This is a genomic window from Bradyrhizobium sp. FW305-F6, assembly GCF_058782905.1.
Window position 1 is genome coordinate 944441 of the sequence record NZ_JBYSYD010000002.1, and the last position, 22787, is coordinate 967227.

The following is a 22787-nucleotide window of genomic DNA, read 5'->3' on the forward strand; positions in this document are numbered from 1 at the left end:
CTGGATTGATAAGCCCCTGTCCGCGAATGACGGGACTTGAGTCGGGGACATGACGGTTGCGATCGAGATGGGGCAGACCACGGCAGGCGCCGCGGCCGCCATGGACCTCGAGGAACTATTGGCGACCCGCCTCCTGGTGCAGGGCAATTCGGGCTCCGGCAAGTCGCATTTGCTGCGGCGGCTGCTGGAACAGAGCGCACCGTGGGTGCAGCAGGCCATCATCGACCCCGAGGGCGACTTCGTCACGCTGGCCGAGCGCTTCGGCCATCTCGTGATCGAGGCCGAGGACCACACCGAGCGCGGCCTTCAGGTCGCCGGGGAGCGCGCGCGGCTGCATCGCGTCTCCACCGTGCTCAATCTCGAAGGCTTGGATGCCGAGAACCAGATGCGCAGGGCCGCCGCGTTCCTCGGCGGGATGTTCGACGTCGACCGCGACCATTGGTACCCGATGCTGGTGGTCGTCGACGAGGCGCAGCTGTTTGCGCCTGCGGTGGCCGGCGAAGTCTCGGACGAAGCACGAAAGCTCTCGCTCGGCGCCATGACAAATTTGATGTGCCGCGGCCGCAAGCGCGGGCTCGCCGGCATCATCGCGACGCAACGTTTGGCCAAGCTCGCCAAGAACGTCGCGGCGGAAGCCTCGAACTTCCTGATGGGCCGGACCTTCCTCGACATCGACATGGCGCGCGCCGCAGACCTGCTCGGCATGGAGCGGCGGCAGGCCGAAGCCTTTCGCGATCTCGAGCGCGGCCAGTTCATGGCGCTGGGACCTGCGCTGTCGCGCCGCCCCTTGCGTCTGAACATCGGCCCGACCGAGACCTCACCGCGCAACTCGACGCCGCGGCTGATGCCGTTGCCGGAGGCGATGCTGGAGGATGCGCGCGCCGTGATCCTGGCGGCGCCGCCGCCGGATGCCAGCCGGCCGCAGCGACGGCCGGCACCGGATCTGCTGGAGCAGCTTCGCGCGGCGAAGGCCGCCGCGGTCCCGGAGATCCGGCCAGAAGCGGTCGAGATTCCCGTCAGTGCCGAGGAGCTCGCCGAACGGCGCGAGCGCGTGGATCGCACGTTACGCGCCGTGATGGCTGAGCCCGATGCCGGCTTCCGCGCCATCGGCGTGCTCTATCAGGAGTTCGTGGTCCGCTGCCGCATCGAGGGGCTCGGCGCGGCCGTGCCCGATCTCAACGAATTCCGCCGCATGCTGACCCATGCGCGCGCCGGGCTTGGCGCCGATCTCACCGACGACGACGCCTGGCAGGACGTGTCGCTGCGCGCCTCGATCCTGCCCGACGACATGCAGGGCGTGTTCATGATGATCGCGCGCGCCGCGAAGGAAGGCTGGCCCTGCCCCGGCGACGCCGCGATCGCGCGCGCCTATGGCTCGCATTCGCTGCGCCGGGCGCAGCGGCTGCTGAGCTATATGGAGGAGCAGGGCCTGATCGTGGTCCAGCTCGACGGCGCCGGCCGCCGGATCGTGACGCTGGTGGAGCTCGCCTGGGCCACCGCGCCGGGCGATCCCCATGGCGACGATTTGGCGGCGGAGCCCGCACTACGCGCAGCGTCGCTCTGAGCTGCGGTATCAGGAACGCCTCATCGCGGCGAGACGGTCGCAGCGCGTGTCCAGCCCAGCGCCGGCGCGACCGTCCCCGCAACGAGATCGATCGAACGCAGGACATGCGGGTGCGGCGGGTCGACCGAATGCACCTGGAACACGAGATCCGTCACCCGGTCCAGCGTGGTATCCGAGGCGAGCGAGGCGATGACGTCGCCGGCATCACCGACATGGGTGTCGAACGCCGCGATCATCGCCTCCAGCGCCTCGCCCGGATCGGCGTGGCCGCCCTTGAGGAACTGCGGTCGCGCCCGGCGCAATCCTATGTCTGCAAAGCGCAGCGCATCACCACGGTCGTCGGCGACGAAGACGCTGCGCGAGGCCATGATGCGCGGCTCGCAGCCCCGCGGCAGCGCTGCGAGATAGGCATCGATGATCGGATACTGGATCTCGGCGAGCGACGCGTTCGGCGCCTCCTTGGTTCGCGGCTGGGTGCGCGAGAGCAACAGACCATCGCCGGCCTCGCCGGCGCGGACGCCGCCGGCGACCGAGAACGTAGCCTGCCAGATGCGCTTGTCCAGCTGCGGCCGCTGCGGATAGAGCGTGTCGCCACCATGAAGCGGCTTGCCGGTCAGGGCCTGGCGGACGATGTCGAGATTGCGGGCGAAGACCTCGTTGCGCCGGGCGCTGTCGAGGCCGAAAGCGGCGAATGCCGATGGATTGCCGCCGGTGCCGACGCCGAGCTCGAAGCGGCCGTTGCAGAGGAGATCGAGCACCGCGGCGTCCTCCGCCACCCGCACCGCATTCTCTAGCGGCAAGGTCACGATGCCGGTGCCGAGGCGGATGCGCGAGGTTTGTGCGGCGACGTAGCCGAGGAAGGTGAAGGGCGACGGCAGTCCGCCCTCGCGCTCGTGGAAATGCTGCGCGATCCACGCGGAATCGAGCCCCGCCTGTTCCGCGTGGACGATCTGCTCGGCGGCGATGCGATACCGCTCGGCGGCCGAGGCCTCGTCGAGCAGCCGTGTGAAGAAGCCCAGGCGCTTCAGGTTCGCAAAGCGTTTCATATGACCCCTGCGAGGATGGTCACGGCCTGATGATGTCGGTTGCCGCGGTTCCAGACAAGCGGGCATGGTGCCAGGTTTGCTCGCGGGTTCGCCCCTTCCCGCGTATCCGGGAATGGCGGGCTCGCATCGATGAGCGTCGCGCTCCCTCCCTCGCGGCTGCGACGCTCAGGCCCGCCCGCCCTCTTTGACACCCCCGAGCCTGACGTGCTGAACTGGCGAGCGTTGAGCCGGTGACGACGTTTCTTCATGAAGGTGGAGGGCATCCGATGAACGAGAACGAGATCCGCAATCTGATCGCAGAGGTGAAGCAAGGCACGCTGTCGCGGCGCTCGTTCATCAGGACGATGGCGGCGGTCGGGATCGCGGCGCCGATCGCGAGCCAGATCCTGGCCTGGCACGACGTGGCGATGGCAAACGCTACGCTCTCCTACAAGCCGACCAAGGCCGGCGGCGGCGGCACGCTCAAGATCCTGCTCTGGCAGGCACCCACTTTGCTCAATCCGCATTTCGCGCTCGGCACCAAGGACCAGATCGCCGCGCGCATCTTCTTCGAGCCGCTCGCCGGCTGGGACAAGGAGGGCAACCTGATCCCCTGCCTCGCCGCCGAGGCTCCGACCAAGGCGAACGGCGGCCTTGCCGCCGACGGCCTGAGCGTGATCTGGAAGCTGAAACGGGGCGTGACATGGCATGACGGCAAGCCGTTCACGGCCGACGACGTCGTCTTCACCTGGCAATACGCCGCCGATCTCGCGACCGCGGCCTATACGACCGGCTCCTACAAGGACATCAAGGTCGAGAAGATCGACGACCATACGGTCAAGGTGAACTTCAAGGCGCCGACGCCCTTCTGGGCCGATCCGTTCGTCGGCTCGGTCGGGATGATCCTGCCGAAGCATCATTTCGGCGACTATGTCGGCGCGAAGTCGCGCGAGGCGCCCGGCAATCTGAAGCCGGTCGGCACCGGCCCCTACAAGTTCGTCGAGTTCAAGCCGGGCGACATGATCCGCGCCGAGCGCAATCCCGACTATCACATCAAGAACCAGCCGCATTTCGACGCGGTCGAAGTCAAGGGCGGCGGCGACGCGGTCTCCGCGGCGCGCGCGGTGCTGCAGACCGGCGAATACGACTTTGCCTGGAACATGCAGGTGGAGGAGGAGGTCCTCAAGCGCATGGAGGCGGGCGGCAAGGGCAAGCTCGACATCACGCCGTCGGGCAATGTCGAGTTCATCATCCTCAACACGACGGACCCCTGGACCGAGGTCGATGGCGAGCGCTCCAGCGTCAAGTCCAAGCACCCGACGCTATCCGATCCCGCCGTTCGCCGCGCGATCAACCTGTTGATCGACCGCGATTCGATCCAGAAGTTCATCTACGGCCGCGGCGCGGTTGCGACCGCGAGCTTCGTCAACGCGCCCAAGCAGTTCAAGTCGCCGAAGCTCAAATACGAGTTCGACATCGACAAGGCCAACAAGATCCTCGACGAGGCCGGCTGGACCAAGGGCGCGGACGGCGTCCGCGAGAAGGACGGCAAGAGGCTGAAATACGTGTTCCAGACCTCGACCAACGCCCCGCGGCAGAAGACCCAGGCCATCATCAAGCAGGCCTGCCAGAAGGCCGGGATCGAGATCGAGATCAAGGCGGTCACCGCCTCGGTGTTCTTCTCCTCCGACGTCGGCAACCCCGACACCTATTCGAAATTCTATGCCGATATGGAGATGTACAATACGACGCAGCCGCAGCCCGATCCGGAGCGCCTGCTGAACCAGTGCGTGTCCTGGGAGATCGCCACCAAGGACAACAAATGGCTGGGCCGCAACAACTCGCGCTATTCAGATCCAGAAGCCGACAAGGCCTACAAGGCGGCCCAGAACGAGCTCGATCCGGCCAAGCGCGCCGCGCTGCTGATGAAGGTCGACGAGATCTTCTGCGGGGCCAACGTGTTCCTGCCGCTGCTCTCGCGCCACATCGTCAACGCCAGCGTCAACAATTTGATGATCGACATTTCGGGCTGGGACACCATCACGTGGAATGTGGCGGCGTGGTATCGAACCTGAGGGGAGCTCGGCTAGGACTCGCAGCTCCCAGGCACCCTACAATGCGCCGAAGGACGACGTGAACGTAGGTCGCACAAGTTCAGTTGCGGCCAGTAATTCCTCCACTGTGTGCGCCAGATCACAGCAGAATCGAGTAGCATGCCCTACAAAGATGGGGCATGGCCGCAAACAAGGTAACGGCGGTACGCACGAGGCTGGGAAGACGATCAACAGCTATGGACTTTGCGAAGCCGCCACGGTGAAGAACCCGGCGGCTTTTCCTTTTGCAGGCCACGCTTAGTGCCAGGTCGTGTCCGCTTCCACGATCACCACCCTGACTTCAGGGTCTTCCGCCGCGTTGCAGGCGCAGGGCATGCCCTCGCCGCAGCGGCAGCCGCCGAGCTTGTCGCTCCAGACCCGGAGCGGATGGTTTTCGCAGACCCATCCGAGACCCTGGCAGAACGGGCAGGTCCTTTCGGTCACAGCGTATCCGGGGTCCGCAGCGTGTTCGACCCATCCTCGTTGCGCAGCTCCTGCTCGGCGGCGTGCCAGAATTCCTCCTCGCGCCCTTCCGGCTTGCCGGCCTGCTCCCACAGGCGATGCGCGCGTTCTCTGATGTCTTGTTCGGTCGGCTCGGACAATTGCACCTCCTGTTGGAAGCACGGCCCCACCGTGGGGGGTATGGGGGGCTTGGAGGCGGGGCCGTGCAGGCCAGCATCGGCGGCGACGCTGACCCGCGGATTCAAGCGTCGACCATGGGCAAGAGTTCCTTCGCGCCTCTGAGGACCTGCAAGAGGTCACGCCCTTGTCAGAGCCGACCGTCAGAAGTGAAGCGGTCGCGACCTCATGCGACGACCCGGACCCAGGCCGGCGTCAGTTCCCCTTCCGTGACGGCATAAGACGTTGCAGCAGCAAGTCGTTCGACTGGGCCGGTAAGGTGGGCAACCGCCGCTTCAGTTCGGCAAAGGCGCGATCGGTGATGTCGAGCGTATTGTCGATGTCCCCCGCCGTCATGGCGGCGTTGAAGAACATGTTGTGATAGGGGTGAAGATAGGCGCCCGATCGCACCGCAAAGCCGGTCCAGAAGTAACCCTTCCGCATGTCGGGATCGTCCTCGAACAGGATCTGCGGCATCTGCGAAGGACCGGTCTGCCGAACCGGAATGCCGTGCGCGGAGGACTGGGCTGCGATGCCCGCCCGCAACCGGGTGGAGTTGGCGATGATCCGTTCGAGATAATCGGTCGTTCTGATCTCGCGAAGGGTTGCGATGGCTGCCGCCATCGGCACGGCAGAGAACCAGAAAGAGCCGGTCACGAAAATGCTGGATGCGGCGCCGCGCACCTTCTCCGAGCCGACAAGTGCCGAGATCGGATAACCGTTGGCGAGCACCTTTCCCCATGCGCTGAGATCCGGCTGCACGCCATGGACGGACCAGCTGCAATCGCGCGAGAGGCGGAAGCCGGTACGCACCTCGTCCAGGATCAGCAACGCGTCGGCATCATCACAAAGCTTTCTCAGCCCGACCGCATATTCGGTCGACGGCGTGTACTGGTCGGCGAATGTCTCGTGGCGAAACGGCGTCGCGAACACACCGGCGACATCGCCGTCCGCCTTGCGGAACGCGTCCGCCGCGCTGTCGAGATCATTGTAGTCGAAATAGACGATGTGGGCTCTGTCTTCCGGGGCAATGCCCGTCATGTTGGGCGTGTTCCAGGGCGCCGCGCCATGATAGGTGCCCCTGGCCACCAGGATCTTGTTGCGACCCCGATATGCCCTCGCCGTGACCATCGCCATCGACGTCGCGTCGCTGCCGTTCTTGCAGAACATGGCCCAGGCGGCGTGGCCGATCATGGCCACGAGATCCTCGGCCAGCACGACCATGGCCTCGGACGGCCCGGTCATCGTGTCCCCCATCGCGGCCTGGGCCTGCGCGGCTTCTTCGACGACGCCGTGCCGATAGCCCAGCAGATTGGGACCGAAGGCACACATGTAGTCGACATAGCGATTGCCATCGCAATCCCAGAGATAGGCTCCTTGCGCCCGCGAGAAGAACTGGGGGAACTCTTCCGGCAGCAAGGCAACGGACTCATGTCCATACATCCCCTTGGGGATGACCTGCCGGGCACGTTCGCGCAGTTCGGTATCCTTGGAGTTTCTCTTCATGAATGTCCCCGTGAGATTGGAGGGGCCCGCGCCTCGTCGTGACCGACGTCGTGGTCTCTAGCTCGCATTCGCGATCGCGGGACGTAGCTGTCTCCACGGCCTCGCCGCCTCGAAGGCGGCTGCGGCCTGCAGGACGCCGAGATCGTCGAAGCGCCGGCCGACGATCTGCAGACCCACCGGCAGACCTGCGCGGGTCATCCCGCAGGGCACACTCGCCGCAGGGTGGCTCGACATGTTGAAGGGGTAAAGGAATTCGGACCATTCGAGCCAATCCCAATCGTGCTCGGGCCAATGCTCCGGCCTGACGCGTTCCACCGGGAACGCCGCAACGGAGGCCACAGGCGTAACGAGATAGTCCCGGTCCTCCAGGAAGGTCGATATCTGCGCGACGTAGGCGAATTTGCGCTCACGCATGTTGATAAAGTCGGTTGCTGAGTAGTCGGCTCCCGCGCGAATGCAGGCGACGAGATCGCTGCCCATCCGGCTCTCCCACTCCGGCAGCAGCCCGGCCCGCCTTCCCCAGAGAACCTTCCAGAAGAAACGCCCCAGTTCCGGGCCGAGCGGCCCCCACGATGGGGTCACGTTCTCCACCTCTGCCTGAAGCTCCCCGGCAAAAACCTTGACCGCAGATTCGACAATCTCCGCGATCTCGTCGTCAACGCGGGCGTGACCGAGATCCGGACTGAAGGCGATGCGCTTGCCCTTCATCGAGGCCCTGAGCTTGGCGCGGTAGGCATCGGGCCCAGCTTCGCAGGACGTGTGGTCGAGCGGATGCGGACCGGCCATGACCTCCAGCATCAGCGCGGCGTCGGACACCGTTCTCGTCATCGGTCCGATATAGGTGGCGTAGTCGTTGTTGGAGACGGGCGCGTAGGGGACCCGTCCATAGGTCGGCTTCAACCCGAAGACGCCGCAGAAATGGGACGGCATTCGAATCGAGCCGGCGCCGTCCGAGCCGAGATGCAGCGGTCCAAAGCCGGCTGCGGCCGCAGCGCCCGCGCCGGCCGATGAGGCGCCGGCGTTGAATCCGCGTTTCCATGGATTGTGCGTCACGCCCGTCACCGGATTGCGGCTGATGCCGGACCAGGCGAGCTCCGACATTGTGGTCTTGCCCAGGATGACCGCCCCTGCCTCGCGCAGCCGCGCGACGACGACATTATCGCCGGCCGCAACCGCGCCCTTCAGTGCGTGCGAACAGGTCGCGGTCTCGTAGCCGGCCACATCGAAGGCATCCTTGATCGTGACCGGCACCCCTTCGAGAGGACGTGCCTCGCCGTCGCGCAGGCGCCGCTCCGAGTCCTTGGCTGCGGCCAAGGCGTCGTCGCGCATGACGACGGAGAACGCGTTGATGGCCGGATCGAGCGCCTCGATCCGTTGCAGGATAGCCGAGACGGTCTCTACCGGGGAGAGTTCGCGGCGATCGTAACGATCCTTCAATTCCAGGGCTGTCGCGTAGCCCATCTCGGCATGCAAGTCGTTCATGTCGTCAGCCGTCCTATGTCTGCGTCGGCCGCCGTCGCAACGCTTCAGCAGCTTCGAAAATCAAGCCTTCTTCACACCATAGAACTGCGAGAAGCCCGAGGGAATGTCACTGAGCTTTTGCGAATATGCCGCCGGCTGCGCGAAGTACCCGAGCGGCAGGTAAGGGGTGTCCTGCATCGCCTGCGTCTGGATGTCGCGTACGAGGCGCATTCTGTCCTCGCCATGGGCCGACAGGAACGCCAGGCGCAGCGCCTCGATCTTCTCGCTGCGCGGCCAGCCGAACGTGCCGGCCCGCCCGATCCCCCTCAGATAGGAGTGTGCCGCAGGATTGATCGCCGACGCGCCGGGCACGTAGTTGCACCATGCGCTCCAGCCACCCTGATCGAGGGGGCGCTGCGAAGCGATGCGCTGCAGGACGGTGCCCCAATCGGAGACCTGATAGTCGACCTCGAGCCCGATCTTTCGGAACATGTCGGCAGCGACGAGGCTCATGGAATTGAGCGCATGCAGGTCGGTCGGAACGACGAAGACAATACGCTCGCCCTTGTAGCCGGCTGCCTCGAGGTCACGCTTTGCCTTGGCGTAGTTCGGCGCTCCAGCAAAAGCGTCCATGCCGGCATCGTTGGCGTAAGGCGAGCCGGGCAGGAAGAAGCCGACATTGTCCTTCCAATAATCCGTATTGGTGCCCATCACCGCGGTCATGAACTCGGACTGGCTTATGGCGGACAGAATGGCGCGCCGGATCGCGGGATTGTCGAACGGAGGCACGAGATGATTCAGCCTGATCATCCCGAGATAACCCCCGGTATCCTTGACCTCGACCTTGAGGTGGCGCCGCTTGGCAAGCAGCGGCAGCAAATCTGGTGTCGGCTGCTCCCACCAGTCGACTTCACCGACCTGGAGGGCTGCCGCGGCCGTGGCCGCATCCGGCAGAACGCGCCAGATCACGCGGTCCACATGCACGACCTTGGGTCCGGCCATGAAGCTGGCAGCGCCAGAAAATCGCGGCACATATCCGCCGAAGCGCCTGTACACGACCTGAGATCCGACGACGCGTTCGTCGGCCACGAACTGGAAGGGCCCGCTGCCGATCATCTGCTTGACCTGTTCGGTGCCCGGCGTGAGCGCCAGGCGTTCGGGCATGACTGGGCACACGCTCGAGGGCTTGCCGAGCGCATAGGGCAGCAGGGGAAATGGCTTCTTCAGCTCGAACACGATCTTGTAGTCGGAAACCGCGGTGAGCTCGGCCGTCGCCTCGCGCAGGTCTCCGCCGAAAACGTCGCGGCTCCACCAGCGCTTGATGCTGGCTACGGCGTCTCGCGCCAGAACCGGCTCTCCATCGTGGAACTTCAGGCCGTCGCGCAGCGTCAACGTCCAGCGCAGCCCGTCGCGGTCGATCTGGTGACCGGCCACCATCTGCGGCTGCGCCTCGAAATGCTCGTCGACGCCATAAAGCGTATCGAACACCATCAGCGCGTGGTTGCGGGTGACGAGGCCGGTCGTCTGCACGGGATCGAGCAAGGTCAGATCGGATTGCGGAACGAAGGTCACGACCTTCTCGCCCGCCGCCGAGGCCAGATTGGGCGCGGCCATCGAGGCAGCGGCCGAACTTGCGACCTTCAGAAAGTCTCGTCGGTTCATGGCACCCTCTCTAAGCGACGGATCCACGCAGGGATCGACCTCGCCCGAACGATAGTGATAATAATTTCGATTAACAAGTTGGGTTTTTGAGCAGGATCGCCCAAGCCGGAATCGCAGCAATTTCATCCAGATAATCCAATCACTGCGAAATCAGCCGAATAAATCATCAGAGTGACGCCCAGATCAACGGCAGCCTCCATAACGGGGGCGCCGAGCTGGTTGAGAATTAATCGAATAAAATATCAATATTTGGAGCCATCTCGGGGCATTGCCTGGTGGGATCGGCTCAGGTCGCCCTCCCCTCCGCCGGAGACGAAGCACCATCACTGAGAGCGAGGTCGCAGACAGTCTTGATGGAAGGCGCGTCGCTCACGGCCGGCGCCGCTCGACGATTTCCGGCAAGTAGCACCGCAGATAGACGGTGGCGCATCTGATCGATTCCGAGAGATACTCAGGTGTGATGGAGCGATGCAGGCTGTACGACAGCGCCCAGATTCCATCGACGAGCGCGATCGACACCGCCACCCACTTCTCGAGATCCGGTAGGTTGGGCATGTCGAAGGTCGCGCGCAGATAGGCCGTTCGTTGCCTTGCGAGGTCGGCGTTGCCGCTCAGATCGGTATTCCTGACCTCCACGCTGACGCCTGCCCCCATGAACAGGCGCAAGGCGGCGGGATTGCGATTCAAATGCGCGGCGCCGGCTCTCTGGCTGTTGGCGATGTACTCCTGCCAGCTCTGAGGCGGAGGATGAACGGGCGTCCGCGCGCGCGCGGCGATGTCTGCATGATAGCGCTGCGCCAGAGCGACGAAGGCTGCATTCCGATTTGGAAAGAAGTGATAGACCGAGGCGAGAGGCACGCCGGATTTCTCCGCGATCTGGGCCAGGCTGATATCCTCGTCGAGCTTCTCGGCAAGCAATTCGGCCGTGGCATCGAGCAGGAGTTGAAGCCGTTCGCGGCCACGCTTGCGCATGGGCGACCGTTGCCCATCAGCCACTCCTTTGCCAGTACCGGAATTATTCGTCATCACGCACGGAGATTCGGACGATGCTCCCTGGACCCTCAACGTAGTAGCGCCGACCCAGGACCAAGGATGCCTGGAATTTAGTTAGCATCATCCAAATCAGGGGATCAACAACAGCCCATAGGCTGCAGCGATCAAGCAGGGCTTGCTTGCCGCAAAAAGCCGGGCGCATCGACGAAAGCGGGCGCGGTCTGGATCGCATCGAGCTCGTTGCGCCCGATGCGCCGGCGAAGCACCTCGATGCGTCCTTCGTCGGTATCGAATTGAAACGATGTCCTCTGCCGCGCCGCCGAGCACTTTCAGGATGTCGCGGGGACCGCTCCTGACCGCGGCCGCAAGCGCTGCGGCCGCGTCCTCCGGCGTCGTCATGCGACCTTCAACGCGGCCTCGCTGTCGGCGTTGAGGAATCCGGTCAGCCGTTGCCTGATCAGTCGCTCCGCATCCGCCATGATGCGGTCGATCAGTTCCTTGACCGTCGGAATGTCGTGAATGAGCCCGACGACCATCCCGCAGCTCCAGGCACCCGCATCCATCTCGCCATCGACCATCACCTTGGGATAGACGCCGGCGACCTGATCATGGATGTCCTCGATCTTGAGGCTCTTGCCCTTCTCGCGCTCGACCTCAAGGAGATGCTCGACGCCCTTGTTGTTCAGCACCCGCTCGGTATTGCGGAGCGCGCGCATGACGAGGCGGGTGTCGAGCTCGGATGCGGCGACCAGCGCCTTCTTGACGTTCTCGTGCACCGGCGCTTCCTTGGTGGCGATGAAGCGCGTGCCCATGTTCATTCCGGAAGCCCCCATCGCCAGCGCCGCAACCAGGCTGCGCGCATCGGCCATGCCGCCGGACGCAATGAAGGGGATCTTCAGCTCATCGGCAGCCCGCGGCAGCAGGATCATGTTCGGAATGTCGTCCTCGCCGGGATGACCGCCGCACTCGAAGCCGTCGACGCTGACGGCATCGCAGCCGATCTGCTCGGCTTTCAGCGAATGCCGGACGGAGGTGCATTTGTGGATCACCTTGATGCCGCCAGCCTTCAGCGCGGGCATGTATTGCTCGGGGCTGCGACCGGCCGTTTCGACGATCCTGACGCCGCCCTCCCTGATCGCGGCGATGTATTCCGGATAAGGCGGCGCGCTGAAGGTCGGCAGGAAGGTCAGGTTGACGCCGAACGGCTTGTCCGTCATGTCGCGGCAGCGCGCGATCTCCTTGGCCAGCAGCTCCGGTGTGCGCTGCGTCAGGCCCGTGATCAGGCCGAGCCCACCCGCGTTCGACACCGCGGCCGCCATCTCGGCGAAACCGACATAGTGCATGCCGCCCTGGACGATCGGATGCTCGATGCCGAACAGTTCAGTGATCGCTGTCTTCACGAATGACCTCCCCGCGTTTCCGCTCAGTGAATGATTTCGAACAGACCGGCAGCGCCCATGCCGCCGCCGATGCACATGGTGACGACGCCGTACTTCGCCTTGCGCCGCCGGCCCTCGATCAGAAGGTGGCCGGTGAGCCGCGAACCCGTCATGCCGTAGGGGTGGCCGATCGCGATCGAGCCGCCGTTGACGTTGAGCTTGTCCGGATCGATGCCGAGCTTGTCGCGGCAATAGATCACCTGCACCGCATAGGCTTCGTTGAGCTCCCAGAGGTCGATGTCGTCGATCTTCAGATTGTGGCGCTTGAGCAGGCGCGGGATTGCGGCCACCGGACCGACGCCCATCTCGTCCGGCTCGACGCCGGCGGCGACGAAGCCGCGGAAAATGCCGAGCGGCTTGAGGCCCTTCCTGGCCGCGATCTTGTCGCTCATGATCACGCAGGCCGAAGCGCCGTCCGACAGCTGGCTGGCATTGCCCGCACTGATGGTCTTGCCCTCGAACACCGGCTTGATCCTGGCGAGGCCCTCCGCGGTGGTTTCCGGTCTCGGGCCTTCGTCCTTGGTGAGCGTCACCTGCTCATAAGTGACCTCCTTGGTGTCCTTGTTGACGAGCGCCATCTTCGTCGTGAGCGGCACGATCTCGTCGTTGAACCGGCCCGCCTGCAGCGCAGCGCCGACACGGCGCTGGCACTCGAGGCTGTATTCGTCCTGCTTGTCGCGGCCGATATTGTAGCGCTCCGCCACGACCTCGGCGGTATCGAGCATCGACATGTACATTTCGGGCTTCATCGCCATCAGCTCGTCGTCGACGGCGTGGAACCTGTTCATGTGCTCGTTCTGCACGAGGCTGATCGACTCGATGCCGCCGCCAATCGCGACCTCGACGCCGTCGAGCATGATCGAACGTGCGGCCACGGCGATGGCCTGCAGGCCCGAGGCGCATTGCCGGTCGATGGTGGTGCCGGCGACCGTGACGGGCAGGCCGGCCCGGATCGCGCCCTTGCGCGCCACGTTCATCACCATGGTGCCCTGCTGCATCGCGCAGCCCATCACCACGTCCTCGACTTCGCCGGGCGCGATGCCTGCCCGCTTCACCGCTTCGGCCATCACATGCCCGGCCATGGTCGGGCCGTCCGTGTTGTTGAGCGCGCCGCGATAGGCCTTGCCGACGGCGGTCCTTGCGGTGGAAACGATGACTGCTTCAGTCGTCATGCTGGCCTCTTCTCTCTACGCGGCCGCGTCCAGCTGTGCGTAACGCAGCACGTGGAAGGCGGGATCGCCGAACTGGATGTTGATCGAGGAGATACGCTTGAAATAGTGCCCGACGTTGAGCTCGTCGGTCATGCCCATGCCGCCGTGAAGCTGCACCGCCTGGTCGGCGACGAACTTGCCGGCATAACCGATCTTCGACTTCGCGCCGGAGGCAAGCCGCGACAGCTCGGCATCGCCGGAGTTCAGGCTGAGGGTCAGATGCTGCATCAGCGAGAGTGCCTCCTGATGCGCGATGAACATGTCGACCATGCGGTGCTGGAGAACCTGGAACGAACCGATCGTCGTGCCGAACTGCTTGCGGGTCTTGGAATAGTCCAGCGTTGCTGAATTCAGCTCGCCGATGGCGCCGACGGCTTCGGCGCACAGCGCGCCGATGACGCGGTCGCGGCAGGCCTCCAGCGCACCGACGCCCTCTCCTTCCCTGCCCAGCAACTGCGCGCGAACCCCGCGCAGGCTGATCTCGGCGGCGCGCCGGCCGTCGATGGTCTTGAAGCTCTGGAGATCGAGGCCCGCGGCATGGCGGTCGACCACGAACAGGCCGACACCGCCGCGGTCGTGCTGTCCCCCGCTGGTCCGGGCCGAGACGATCAGATGATCCGCCCAGGGCGCCGCCACCACCATGGTCTTTTCGCCGCTCAGGACATAGTCGCTTCCCTCGCGCCGCGCCTGGGTCGCGACGTTGGCGAGATCGAATCGGGAGGCCTTCTCCGTCCAGGCCAACGCCCAGAGCTTGCTGCCGTCGATGATGCCTGGAATGAGATCCTGCTTCTGCTCCGGCGTGCCCAGATGCTCGATCAATCCGCCGGCCAGCACCACCGTCTCGACGAAGGGCTCGACGACAAGGTGACGGCCGAACTCATGCATGATGATCATGGTCGACAACGGACCGCCGCCGAGACCGCCCGCTTCTTCTGAAAACGGTGCCGCGAGCAGGCCGAGCTCCGCGAAGGCCTGCCATTGCGTCCGGCTGAAGCCCTCCTCGCTCGCCACGATCCTGCGCCGCGCCTCGAAATCGTATTGATCCCGCAGCAGCCGCTGCACGCTGGAGCGCAGCAACTCCTGTTCTTCCGTGAACTGGATATCCATCCGATCCTCCCGATGCGCCGCGGCTAGAGGCCGAGCACGGCCTTGGCGATGATATTGCGCTGGATCTCGTTGGATCCGCCGTAGATGCTGAGCTTGCGCGCGTTCAGATACTTCTCCGACGCGGTATGAGCGTGCTCAGGCCCCGGCATGAAGTGGTTGGCGCCGGCCGGGTGCTCGCGGATGGCAAGGCCGTAATTGCCGATCGCGCGATGGGTGAGCTCGGTGATGTCCTGGAAGATCTCGGTGCCGCGGATCTTGAACAGCGAGGCCGCCGGGCCCGGATCGATGCCGCGCGCCATTTGGGCGACGACGCGCAATTCCGTGGCCTCCAGCGCCAGCACATCGAGCTCGACGCGGGCGATGTCCCGCAGAAACTCGAGATGCGCCGGGTCGTCGGCCGGGATCTCGGCCTTCACGATCTGCTTCAGCTTGCTGATGTAGCGGGTGGAGCGGCCGATGCCGGCCATGCTGGTGCGCTCGTTGCCGAGCAGGAATTTGGCGTAGGTCCAGCCCTTGTTCTCCTCGCCGACCAAATTCTCCACGGGCACGCGGACGTCTTCTAGGAAGACGTCGTTGACCTCGTGGCTGCCGTCGATCGTGATGATCGGCCGCACGGTGACGCCCGGCGATTTCATGTCGATCAGCAGGAAGGAGATCCCCGATTGCGGCTTCGCATTGGGATCGGTCCGCACCAGGCAGAAGATCCAGTCCGCGTGCTGCGCCAGCGTGGTCCAGGTCTTGTGACCGTTGACGATGTAATAGTCGCCCTCGCGTACCGCCTTGGTCCTGACGGTCGCGAGGTCCGAGCCGGAGCCGGGCTCCGAATAGCCCTGACACCACCAATCCTCGCCCGACAGGATGCGCGGCAGGAAACGCTTCTTCTGTGCCTCGTTGCCGAAGGTATAGATGACGGGACCGACCATGGTGACGCTGAACGCCAGCGGCGGCAGCGTTCCGGCCCGTGAGGTCTCCTGTTCGAAGATGAAGCGCTGCGTGATCGACCAGCCGGGACCGCCATACTCCTTGGGCCAAAGGGGCGCGATCCAGCCCTTCTTGTGGAGAATCCGGTGCCAGAGCAGCGACTGCTCCTTGGTCAGATCGGTCTCGGGGTTGGGGACGCGCATCTCCTCCGGATAGTTCTCCGCAATGAATGTGCGAACCTCGTCGCGAAATGCAGCGTCCTCAGGGGAAAGCTTGAGCTCCATCGCACTGCTACCACTTCTCACCGAACGGGCGGATCTCCAGCTCGAAGGTCCAGGCGCTGCGTGGCTGCTGATAGAGCTGCCAGTAGGATTCCGCGACGGAAGACGGCGGCATCAGGAGGTCGGGATTGTCGAGCGCGTTCGGACCGAGCGCTTCGAGCCGGCGCTGGCGCACCCATTCGGTGTCGACGCCGGAATCGATGATGAGATGCGCCACGTGAATGTTCTTCGGACCCAACTCCCGCGCCATCGCCTGCGCCACCGCCCGCAGGCCGAACTTGGCGCTGGCAAAGGCGGCATAGCCGATGCCGCCGCGCAAGCTCGCCGTCGCGCCGGTGAAGAAAATGTTGCCCTTGCCGTGCGGCAGCATCAGCCGCGCCGCTTCGCGGCCGGCCAGGAAGCCGGAATAGCAGGCCATCTCCCAGACCTTGCGGAAGACGCGCTCGGTCGTATCGAGAATCGGAAAATTGACGTTGGCGCCGATGTTGAAGATGCAGACGTCCAGCGGCGCATGCTTGTCGGCATCATTGAGGAAGGAGATGACCTCCTCCTCCTTCCGCGCGTCGAGCGAGCGTGCATGGATCTCGCCTCCGGCCGCCTCGATCTCCTTGACCAGCGGCTCGAGCTTCGCGCCGTTCCTGCGACCGGCAAAGACGGTGAAGCCCTCCGAAGCGAACTTCTTGGCAATCTCGCCGCCGATGTAGTCGCCGGCACCAATCACGGCCACGGTCGCGTTTCTCTTCTGCACGGGTCGTCTCCCGGTTGGGTTGAACGTTTCGAAGCTGTTCTGCGGATGGCGGCCGGCGGCGCTATGCTGTCCTGGCGACCGGCTGCCTGGTCTGCTCGAGGATGGACTCCTCGACGTCGCGAAGCTGATCCTTGCCGAAGAACATCTCCTTGCCAACGAAGAAGGTCGGCGAGCCGAACGCTCCCCGGCTGACGGCGTCGTTGGTCAGATCGATGAGCCTCTTCTTGACGTCGTCCTGCTGCGCGCGAGCGATCAGTTTATCGATATCGATGCCGGAGGAGATGAAGGCACTCCTGAAGATTTCGGGATCGTCCATCTTCTTCGGCTCTTCCCACATATGGTGGTAAGCCGCCCGGAAATAGGCCTCGAAAACGCCTTCGAATTGGGCGGCGACGGCGCCGCGCATCAACATCAGCGTATTGACCGGGAAGAACGGGTTCTGGCGAAACTTCGTGACCTTGTGGCGGCGGATGAACCGCTGAGTCTCGAGCGCCTGGTACTCCGGCTTGTTCTTGATGCCGCGAAGGGAATCGAATGGCGACATGTTGCCGGTGGCCTTGTAGATGCCGCCGAGCAAGACAGGGACGTAGTCGAACCGGACGCCGGTGCGCTGCTCGATGCCCGGGATGGCCAACTCCGCCAGATAGGCGTTGGGGCTGCCGAAATCGAACTGGAATTCAACTTTCAGGGTCATGTCGCCTTCCTCCGGGAGCGTGGGCAGCTGCCGGCGTCGCAGCAGCGCCGGCCTATTTTTTATCATCATATAGTTCTAAAATAGAACTGTCAATTGTCGGGCGGGTCGCCGAGCACGTAACAGCTCCGAGTCTATTGTTTGGAGCTCAGTACCTATCTAGAATGCAAAGAAGGCTACACTGGCCTCCGGGACGATTCGAGGCCCGCATGCGGGTTGCTGGAGTGTTTGAATGAAGTGGAAAGAACTCGAGGAAGAGCCGTGTTCGATGGCCCGGACCATCGGCGTGATCGGCGACCGCTGGACGCTCCTGATCCTGCGCGAATGCTTCCTGCGTACCCGCCGCTTCGAAGGCTTCCAGTCGGCGCTCGGAATCACCAGGCATTTGCTGGCCGAACGGCTGAAGAAGCTGGTGCGGCAGGGCATCCTGCGGCGCATTCCCTACCAGGAATCGCCCAAGCGCCATGAGTACATCCTGACCCAGAAGGGGCTCGATCTGTATCCGATCATGATGGCGATCGTGCATTGGGGCGATACCCACATGGTCGACGAGCGCGGCAGGCCGTTGCTGCACCAGCACCGCAAATGCGGCAAGGACTTCGATCCGGTCATGGTGTGCTCCGAATGCGGCGAGCCGCTTTCGGCCAAGGAGGTTCACACGCATCCGGGGCCGGGCGCCCGCAGCACCCCGGCGGACCCGGCGCCCGCGGCCGCGAAGACCAAGGCGCGCTCCCGCGCCGCCTGAGCATTCTCGGCAAACCTGCAACCCGCGGGCCGCCGGCGTCACTCCCATATCCGGATCACGTCGCCCGCCGTCTCGCGCGCATAGAGACGTTCGACCTGCTCCGCGCGGACTTTCAACACGGCGCGCTGATTGACATAGGCCTTGTCGGTGATCTCTCCTGCCGCCATTGACGGCGGATCCTTCAGAAGGATGAAGGAGCAGATCTTTTCGCTGCTTCCGACCCCCTCGTTGTAGCTCCGGAAGCGATCCTTCAGGAACTGGATGACGAGAGCATCGGAGGTCAGGTCTCCCCCTGGAGCTGCCGCGAGCCTGGCCGCCTCGGTCGGGTTCAGCCAGCAGAGCAGCGCGCACGCCTCGCGATTTTCACCGGCAACGACGATGTCCAGCAGGACCCCGCCGGCTGCGGCGAGAACGGCCGCGCGCATGTTTCCGACCGGGACCCAGGTGCCGTTCGCGAGCTTGAAATTTTCCGAGATCCGCCCGGTGAAGCGCAGCCCCCGCTCCGGCTTCTCCGGATCCAGAAACGAGACGGTATCGCCGATCCGGTAGAAGCCTTCTTCATCGAAGGCCTTGTCGGTGAGGTCAGGCCGGCCGAGATAACCCGGCGTGACATTGGGTCCCTTCACCCTGGCCTCGTAGGAATCGGAGACCGGGAGCAATTTGAGCTGGAGCCCCGGCGCCGGAAGCCCGATCTCGCCCGGCCGGTCCGTCGCCCAATGCGTCGTGCTGATGGTCGGCGCGGTCTCCGTCGTGCCGTAGCCCGCCATCACCGGAATCCGCCGTCCCGTAATCGAGGAGGCCAACCGATACAGCTTCTCCAGCGTACCTTGCGAGATGGCAGCGCCCGCGTAGGTCATGCGGTCCATCCGCTTGAACACGCCGGCGCCGAGCTCGGAATCCTGCTCGATTGCGTCGCAAAGCAGATTGTAGCCGGCGGGGACGTTGAACATGGCGGTCGGCGAGATCTCCTTGAGGTTGGCGAGCGTCTTGTGAAACAGCTGCGGGACCGGCCGGCCGTCATCGATGTAGAGCGTTCCGCCGTTCTTGAGGATGCCGTGGAGGATGACGTTGCTGCCCATGGTGTGGTGCCAGGGCAACCACTCCACCTGGACCGGCGCCGTCGGCGGCGACACCAGCAGGCTGCTCATCTGCAGCGAGCTCGCCATCATGCGGTGGGTGTTGAGCACGCCTTTCGGAGAGCCCGTCGAGCCCGACGTGAAGAGAATCTTGGCGACATCGTCGCAAGCAACGGCGCGGCAGGCACGGTCAAATTCCTCGTGACCGGATCGGTCAGTCAGCACGCGGAAGGGGACCGTGTCCGGCGCGCCGTCGACGCTGATCCATGTCGCCTCGGCCAGTTCGGGGATGGAGCGGCCGGCGGAGAAGTCGCGCCCGCTTTGCACGAACACGACATTCGGCCGCAGCACTTCCGCGACCTCCTTGAGCCGCGCAAGCCCGCCGGGCATCAGCGTGTAGTTCGGCGAGATCGGCGCCAGGATGATTCCGACCGCCATCGCCGCAAACGACATCACGGCGTTCTCGATCGAGTTTCCCGACAGGATCGCCAGTTTGTCGCCCGGCCTGGCGCCCATCTCGATCAGGCTTTGGCCGACCGCCTGGACCTGCGACCACGCCTCGCGATAGGTGATCTCGTCCCATCCGCCTTTCGCATTGCGCTGCGCGAGGAAGACCCGGTCCGGAGCCGCCTCCGCCCAGCTCGGCAGAAAATCGGTGATGCGCCAGTCACAGGGCGTCCATGCGAGGGGCGAGCTCAGGACCAGCGTGCCGTCGGAGCGGCGCTCGATGTGCAGCTCCCTCGGCGCAAACTTCAGTGCCGTCGTCATCAACATGATCTCCTGGCTTGCCGGAAGCCGGCTCCGCGCCCCGTTACGATTTCCGCCGCACGCTCATTCGGACCTGGCGTCCAGCACGTCTCCGAAGGCTTCCCAGGTGGCGCCGTTCCATCGCTGCAGGCGCATCTGGGTCCAGATCATGTTCTCGGTTTCACTGGTGTTGACCTTGATTCCCGGCAGCGCGGTCGGGACGACGAAGTCCCGCAGATTCTTGGCCTGCGCCACGATGTTCTTGCGGGAGAGATCATTCCCGCATTGCTTCAGGATCTGCTCGAGCAGGATGCCCTGCTGATAGCCGGTCAGATAACTGCCGTTGGTGACGTCGACGCCCGGCAGGTATTTGTCGAGGAAGGCGCGGTACGCCTGCATGCCGGGATCGTCTTTCCAGGCGGGATCCAGCAGGTCCTTGTTGATGGTCCCGACGATCACGCCGACCGACTTGTCGAGACCGGCGGGCGTGAGCGTGCCGCCGACCGAGCTGGACGGGAAGTTGATGATGACGGTCGCCTTCCAGCCGATCAAGGAGGCCTGCCGGATCGCCTGCGCGGCGAATTTCGGCGTGCCCGCGATCACCAGGGCCTCGGCGCCGGAGCTCTTCAGATTGGTGATCTGTGAATCGATGGTGGGTTCGGACACCTCATAGGAGGCGGCGACGACCTTGCGATCGAAATCCTTGCCGAGAAACGTTTTGAAGGCGTTGAGATAATCTTTGCCGAGATCGTCGTTCTGATAGAGGATCGCGTATTTGGCGTTCGGCAGCGTCCGCGTCAGATATTTGGCGTAGATCTTTCCTTCGGTGTCGTAGCTGACGAGGCCCGTCGTGGTCAGCGGGTGGCTGGCGATTTCGGTGAACTTGGACGATCCGCTGACGATCGCGATGCTGGGTACGTTCTTCGCCTTCAGATATTTTGCCGTCGCCGAAATGCCGGGCGTGCCCAGTTGGCCGAACATGAAGGCAATTTCGTCGCTCTCGACGAGCTTGCGGGCCTGCTCCACCGCCTTGGGCGGGCTGTAGGCATCGTCATAGGCGATATAGTTGATCTTGCGCCCATTGATGCCGCCGCGATCGTTCACGGACTGGATGTAGGCGACCAGGCCCTTGCCGACGACGCCGATCGATGAGGCAGGTCCACTGAAAGGAAACACCCCGCCGATCTTGATCTCCGTCGCCGTAACACCCGGCTCGTCCGAGGCGAATGCCGGGCTGCTCAACAGCAACGCCAAAACAGCAAGGCTCTTCCATTTCGTCAGCATGACCCGTCCTCCCTTGTTGCCCGCCCGCGCGGAGCATCGACGCCACCGAAACAGCGTCGCACCCGACCGGGCTTGCGGCCGTTGAACCCGGCCGTCTCAGAGCAACATACAGTTCTTTTTTTGAACTCGTCAAGTGGAGGGGGTGGTCATCGTGAAACGGCGACGGGCCTACGTCGGCGATCGCAGGCTGCACATTTGTCATTTTTGCCGACCTTATGGGCCCGTTTTCAGCAGCTTTCCCGGACTGAACGACGGCCTGACAGGGGCCGGTCTATTCATTCTATTATGATACTGACTGAGGCGTGAAGGACCAGACGCGCGCTGCGCAAATAGCCCTGCTCGAAAAAGCAATTCGGCTTCCCGCAACAAGTCGGCTGGTTTGCGCGTGAATCGCGAGACACGAAGCAAGGGCGCGCCATGTTCGCCAGCCTCGAATCCCTCTGGTAGACTTCGACCTGCGCGACCGCAGTTGCGCAGCTGATGGCGCCGACGTGCCTGGTGCAGGCGCCGGCGATCGTGACATTCGCAACGGAGAAGATCATGGCATCGCATGACGGGACGAGGATGTTGGCCGGCCAGGTGGCGCTGGTGACAGGCGCAGGGCGAGGGCTCGGCCGCGCCTTTGCGGAGAAGCTCGCCGCGCTCGGCGCCGGCGTTGCGATCCACGGCATGCGCGAGAACGGGCCGGCGGAATATGGCGAAGGCACCACGCTGACCGCGGTGGCCGCGGAGATCGGCCGGGACTACGGCGTGCGCACGCAGCGCGTACTCGGCGACCTCACCAGGAGCGAGGATATCGCGCGCGTCATCGCCGAGACCGAAGCCGCGCTCGGGCCGATCGACATCCTCGTGCACAATGCCGGCGGCGACATCGCGGCCGCGGGCGGCAAGCCCGATCCGAACGACGCGGTGAACATCACCGAGCCCGACGTGCGCGCGGTGCTGGAGCGCAATCTGCTCTCGACCATCCTGACCTGCCAGGCGGTCGCGAAGGGCATGATGGAGCGGCGCCGCGGCCGCATCGTCACGCTCGGCTCGGTCGCGGCCTTCAAGGGCCGCACCAACGGCGCGATCTATGCGGTGTCGAAGGCCGGCGTCACGCATTATACGCGCTGCCTCGCCGACCAGCTCCGCCCCTTCGACATCGCGGTCAACTGCATCGCGCCCGGCGACACCCGCACCGGCCGTTTCCTCGGCACCCGCGCCGTCGATCCCGACCGCATGGTCGAGACCGGCACGCTCGACCGCATCGCCACCGTCGACGAGGTCGCGCGCGTGGTCGAGTTCTTTGCCGGCCCGATGGGCGCGTTCGTCTCGGGCCAGGTGCTGCGCATCGACGGCGGCGGACAGGCATGGCCGGCGTAAGCGTTGCGGCGGAGAGGGACCGGATGGGGTGCGGGGTAGAACATCGTGAGAGGAGCCGCGCTCTGCGGTGCAGCGTCGAACCGGCCAATGCGTCGCATCGTGCGAGGGATTCTGGATTGCTTCGTCGCTCCGCTCCTCGCAATGACGGACTGTGGCGCTGCAAGTGCTTCTCCAATCTCCACTGTCATTCCCCGCGCAGGCGGGGAATCCAGTACGCCGCGGCCTCTCGGTTCAATTACGACGACCTCTG

Annotated in this window: 19 protein-coding genes and 1 pseudogene; 4 read left to right on the forward strand and 16 right to left on the reverse strand. The window is 64.5% G+C overall.

The genetic code is table 11. The features are described from left to right. The first annotated feature begins 49 nt into the window (after nt 1-49). Nucleotides 50-1564 carry a helicase HerA domain-containing protein gene (locus AC3WLX_RS15775; RefSeq protein ID WP_492336633.1) on the forward strand — a complete coding sequence of 505 codons (1515 nt, stop codon included), beginning with the start codon at nt 50-52 and terminating at the stop codon, nt 1562-1564. A gap of 20 nt (nt 1565-1584) precedes the next feature. Here AC3WLX_RS15775 and AC3WLX_RS15780 read toward each other — a convergent pair whose 3' ends face one another. Then, the gene (locus AC3WLX_RS15780) at nt 1585-2610 is read right to left on the reverse strand and encodes a putative FMN-dependent luciferase-like monooxygenase (protein WP_492336634.1); all 1026 of its coding nucleotides are present in this window, start codon (nt 2608-2610) and stop codon (nt 1585-1587) included. Between the two features lie 266 nt (nt 2611-2876). Here AC3WLX_RS15780 and AC3WLX_RS15785 point away from each other — a divergent pair, with 266 nt between their 5' ends. Continuing rightward, on the forward strand, nt 2877-4664 hold the full coding sequence (locus AC3WLX_RS15785; RefSeq protein WP_492336635.1) for a peptide ABC transporter substrate-binding protein: 1788 nt from the start codon (nt 2877-2879) through the stop codon (nt 4662-4664). A gap of 276 nt (nt 4665-4940) precedes the next feature. Here AC3WLX_RS15785 and AC3WLX_RS15790 read toward each other — a convergent pair whose 3' ends face one another. The 13 genes and pseudogenes from AC3WLX_RS15790 to AC3WLX_RS15850 form a co-directional block, all read right to left on the reverse strand. Continuing rightward, the gene (locus tag AC3WLX_RS15790; protein ID WP_291621600.1) at nt 4941-5126 is read right to left on the reverse strand and encodes a hypothetical protein; all 186 of its coding nucleotides are present in this window, start codon (nt 5124-5126) and stop codon (nt 4941-4943) included. Beyond that, on the reverse strand, nt 5123-5284 hold the full coding sequence (locus AC3WLX_RS15795; protein ID WP_291621598.1) for a DUF2934 domain-containing protein: 162 nt from the start codon (nt 5282-5284) through the stop codon (nt 5123-5125). The genes AC3WLX_RS15790 and AC3WLX_RS15795 overlap by 4 nt, the downstream gene beginning before the upstream one ends. Nucleotides 5285-5516: 232 nt before the next feature. Then, nucleotides 5517-6806, reverse strand: a complete 1290-nt coding sequence (locus tag AC3WLX_RS15800) for an aminotransferase class III-fold pyridoxal phosphate-dependent enzyme (protein ID WP_492336636.1) — start codon at nt 6804-6806, stop codon at nt 5517-5519. A gap of 57 nt (nt 6807-6863) precedes the next feature. Continuing rightward, a complete protein-coding gene (locus AC3WLX_RS15805; protein ID WP_492336637.1) occupies nt 6864-8288 on the reverse strand; it encodes an amidase in 1425 nt (474 codons plus the stop codon). Between the two features lie 60 nt (nt 8289-8348). After that, a complete protein-coding gene (locus AC3WLX_RS15810) occupies nt 8349-9929 on the reverse strand; it encodes an ABC transporter substrate-binding protein (protein ID WP_492336638.1) in 1581 nt (526 codons plus the stop codon). A 369-nt stretch (nt 9930-10298) separates the two neighbouring features. Continuing rightward, a complete protein-coding gene (locus tag AC3WLX_RS15815; protein WP_492336639.1) occupies nt 10299-10901 on the reverse strand; it encodes a TetR/AcrR family transcriptional regulator in 603 nt (200 codons plus the stop codon). Nucleotides 10902-11119: 218 nt separating this feature from the next. Beyond that, nucleotides 11120-11315: pseudogene (locus AC3WLX_RS15820) on the reverse strand (DUF2950 family protein); the annotation flags it as partial. Nucleotides 11316-11317: 2 nt separating this feature from the next. Continuing rightward, the gene (locus AC3WLX_RS15825) at nt 11318-12322 is read right to left on the reverse strand and encodes an NAD(P)H-dependent flavin oxidoreductase (RefSeq protein ID WP_492336640.1); all 1005 of its coding nucleotides are present in this window, start codon (nt 12320-12322) and stop codon (nt 11318-11320) included. Nucleotides 12323-12345: 23 nt separating this feature from the next. After that, nucleotides 12346-13533, reverse strand: a complete 1188-nt coding sequence (locus tag AC3WLX_RS15830; protein WP_492336641.1) for an acetyl-CoA C-acyltransferase — start codon at nt 13531-13533, stop codon at nt 12346-12348. Between the two features lie 15 nt (nt 13534-13548). After that, nucleotides 13549-14679 (reverse strand): acyl-CoA dehydrogenase family protein, encoded by a 1131-nt coding sequence (locus AC3WLX_RS15835; protein ID WP_492336642.1) that lies wholly within the window; start codon nt 14677-14679, stop codon nt 13549-13551. Nucleotides 14680-14702: 23 nt separating this feature from the next. Then, complete coding sequence (locus AC3WLX_RS15840) at nt 14703-15884, reverse strand: acyl-CoA dehydrogenase family protein (protein WP_492336643.1); 1182 nt, start codon at nt 15882-15884, stop codon at nt 14703-14705. Between the two features lie 7 nt (nt 15885-15891). After that, nucleotides 15892-16629, reverse strand: coding sequence for an SDR family oxidoreductase (locus tag AC3WLX_RS15845; RefSeq protein ID WP_291621584.1), 738 nt, complete (start codon nt 16627-16629; stop codon nt 15892-15894). A gap of 61 nt (nt 16630-16690) precedes the next feature. After that, nucleotides 16691-17323, reverse strand: coding sequence for a 2-hydroxychromene-2-carboxylate isomerase (locus AC3WLX_RS15850; protein ID WP_291621582.1), 633 nt, complete (start codon nt 17321-17323; stop codon nt 16691-16693). A gap of 229 nt (nt 17324-17552) precedes the next feature. Between AC3WLX_RS15850 and AC3WLX_RS15855 the strand changes: the two genes are divergently transcribed. Then, the gene (locus tag AC3WLX_RS15855) at nt 17553-18065 is read left to right on the forward strand and encodes a winged helix-turn-helix transcriptional regulator (protein ID WP_492336644.1); all 513 of its coding nucleotides are present in this window, start codon (nt 17553-17555) and stop codon (nt 18063-18065) included. 38 nt (nt 18066-18103) lie between these two features. Here the strand turns inward: AC3WLX_RS15855 and AC3WLX_RS15860 are convergent, their stop codons facing one another. Both AC3WLX_RS15860 and AC3WLX_RS15865 read right to left on the reverse strand, forming a co-directional pair. Continuing rightward, nucleotides 18104-19909 carry an AMP-binding protein gene (locus AC3WLX_RS15860; protein WP_492336645.1) on the reverse strand — a complete coding sequence of 602 codons (1806 nt, stop codon included), beginning with the start codon at nt 19907-19909 and terminating at the stop codon, nt 18104-18106. A gap of 63 nt (nt 19910-19972) precedes the next feature. Next, a complete protein-coding gene (locus AC3WLX_RS15865) occupies nt 19973-21172 on the reverse strand; it encodes an ABC transporter substrate-binding protein (RefSeq protein ID WP_492336646.1) in 1200 nt (399 codons plus the stop codon). 540 nt (nt 21173-21712) lie between these two features. Between AC3WLX_RS15865 and AC3WLX_RS15870 the strand changes: the two genes are divergently transcribed. Beyond that, the gene (locus AC3WLX_RS15870) at nt 21713-22537 is read left to right on the forward strand and encodes an SDR family NAD(P)-dependent oxidoreductase (RefSeq protein ID WP_492336647.1); all 825 of its coding nucleotides are present in this window, start codon (nt 21713-21715) and stop codon (nt 22535-22537) included. The last annotated feature ends 250 nt before the right edge of the window (nt 22538-22787 follow it).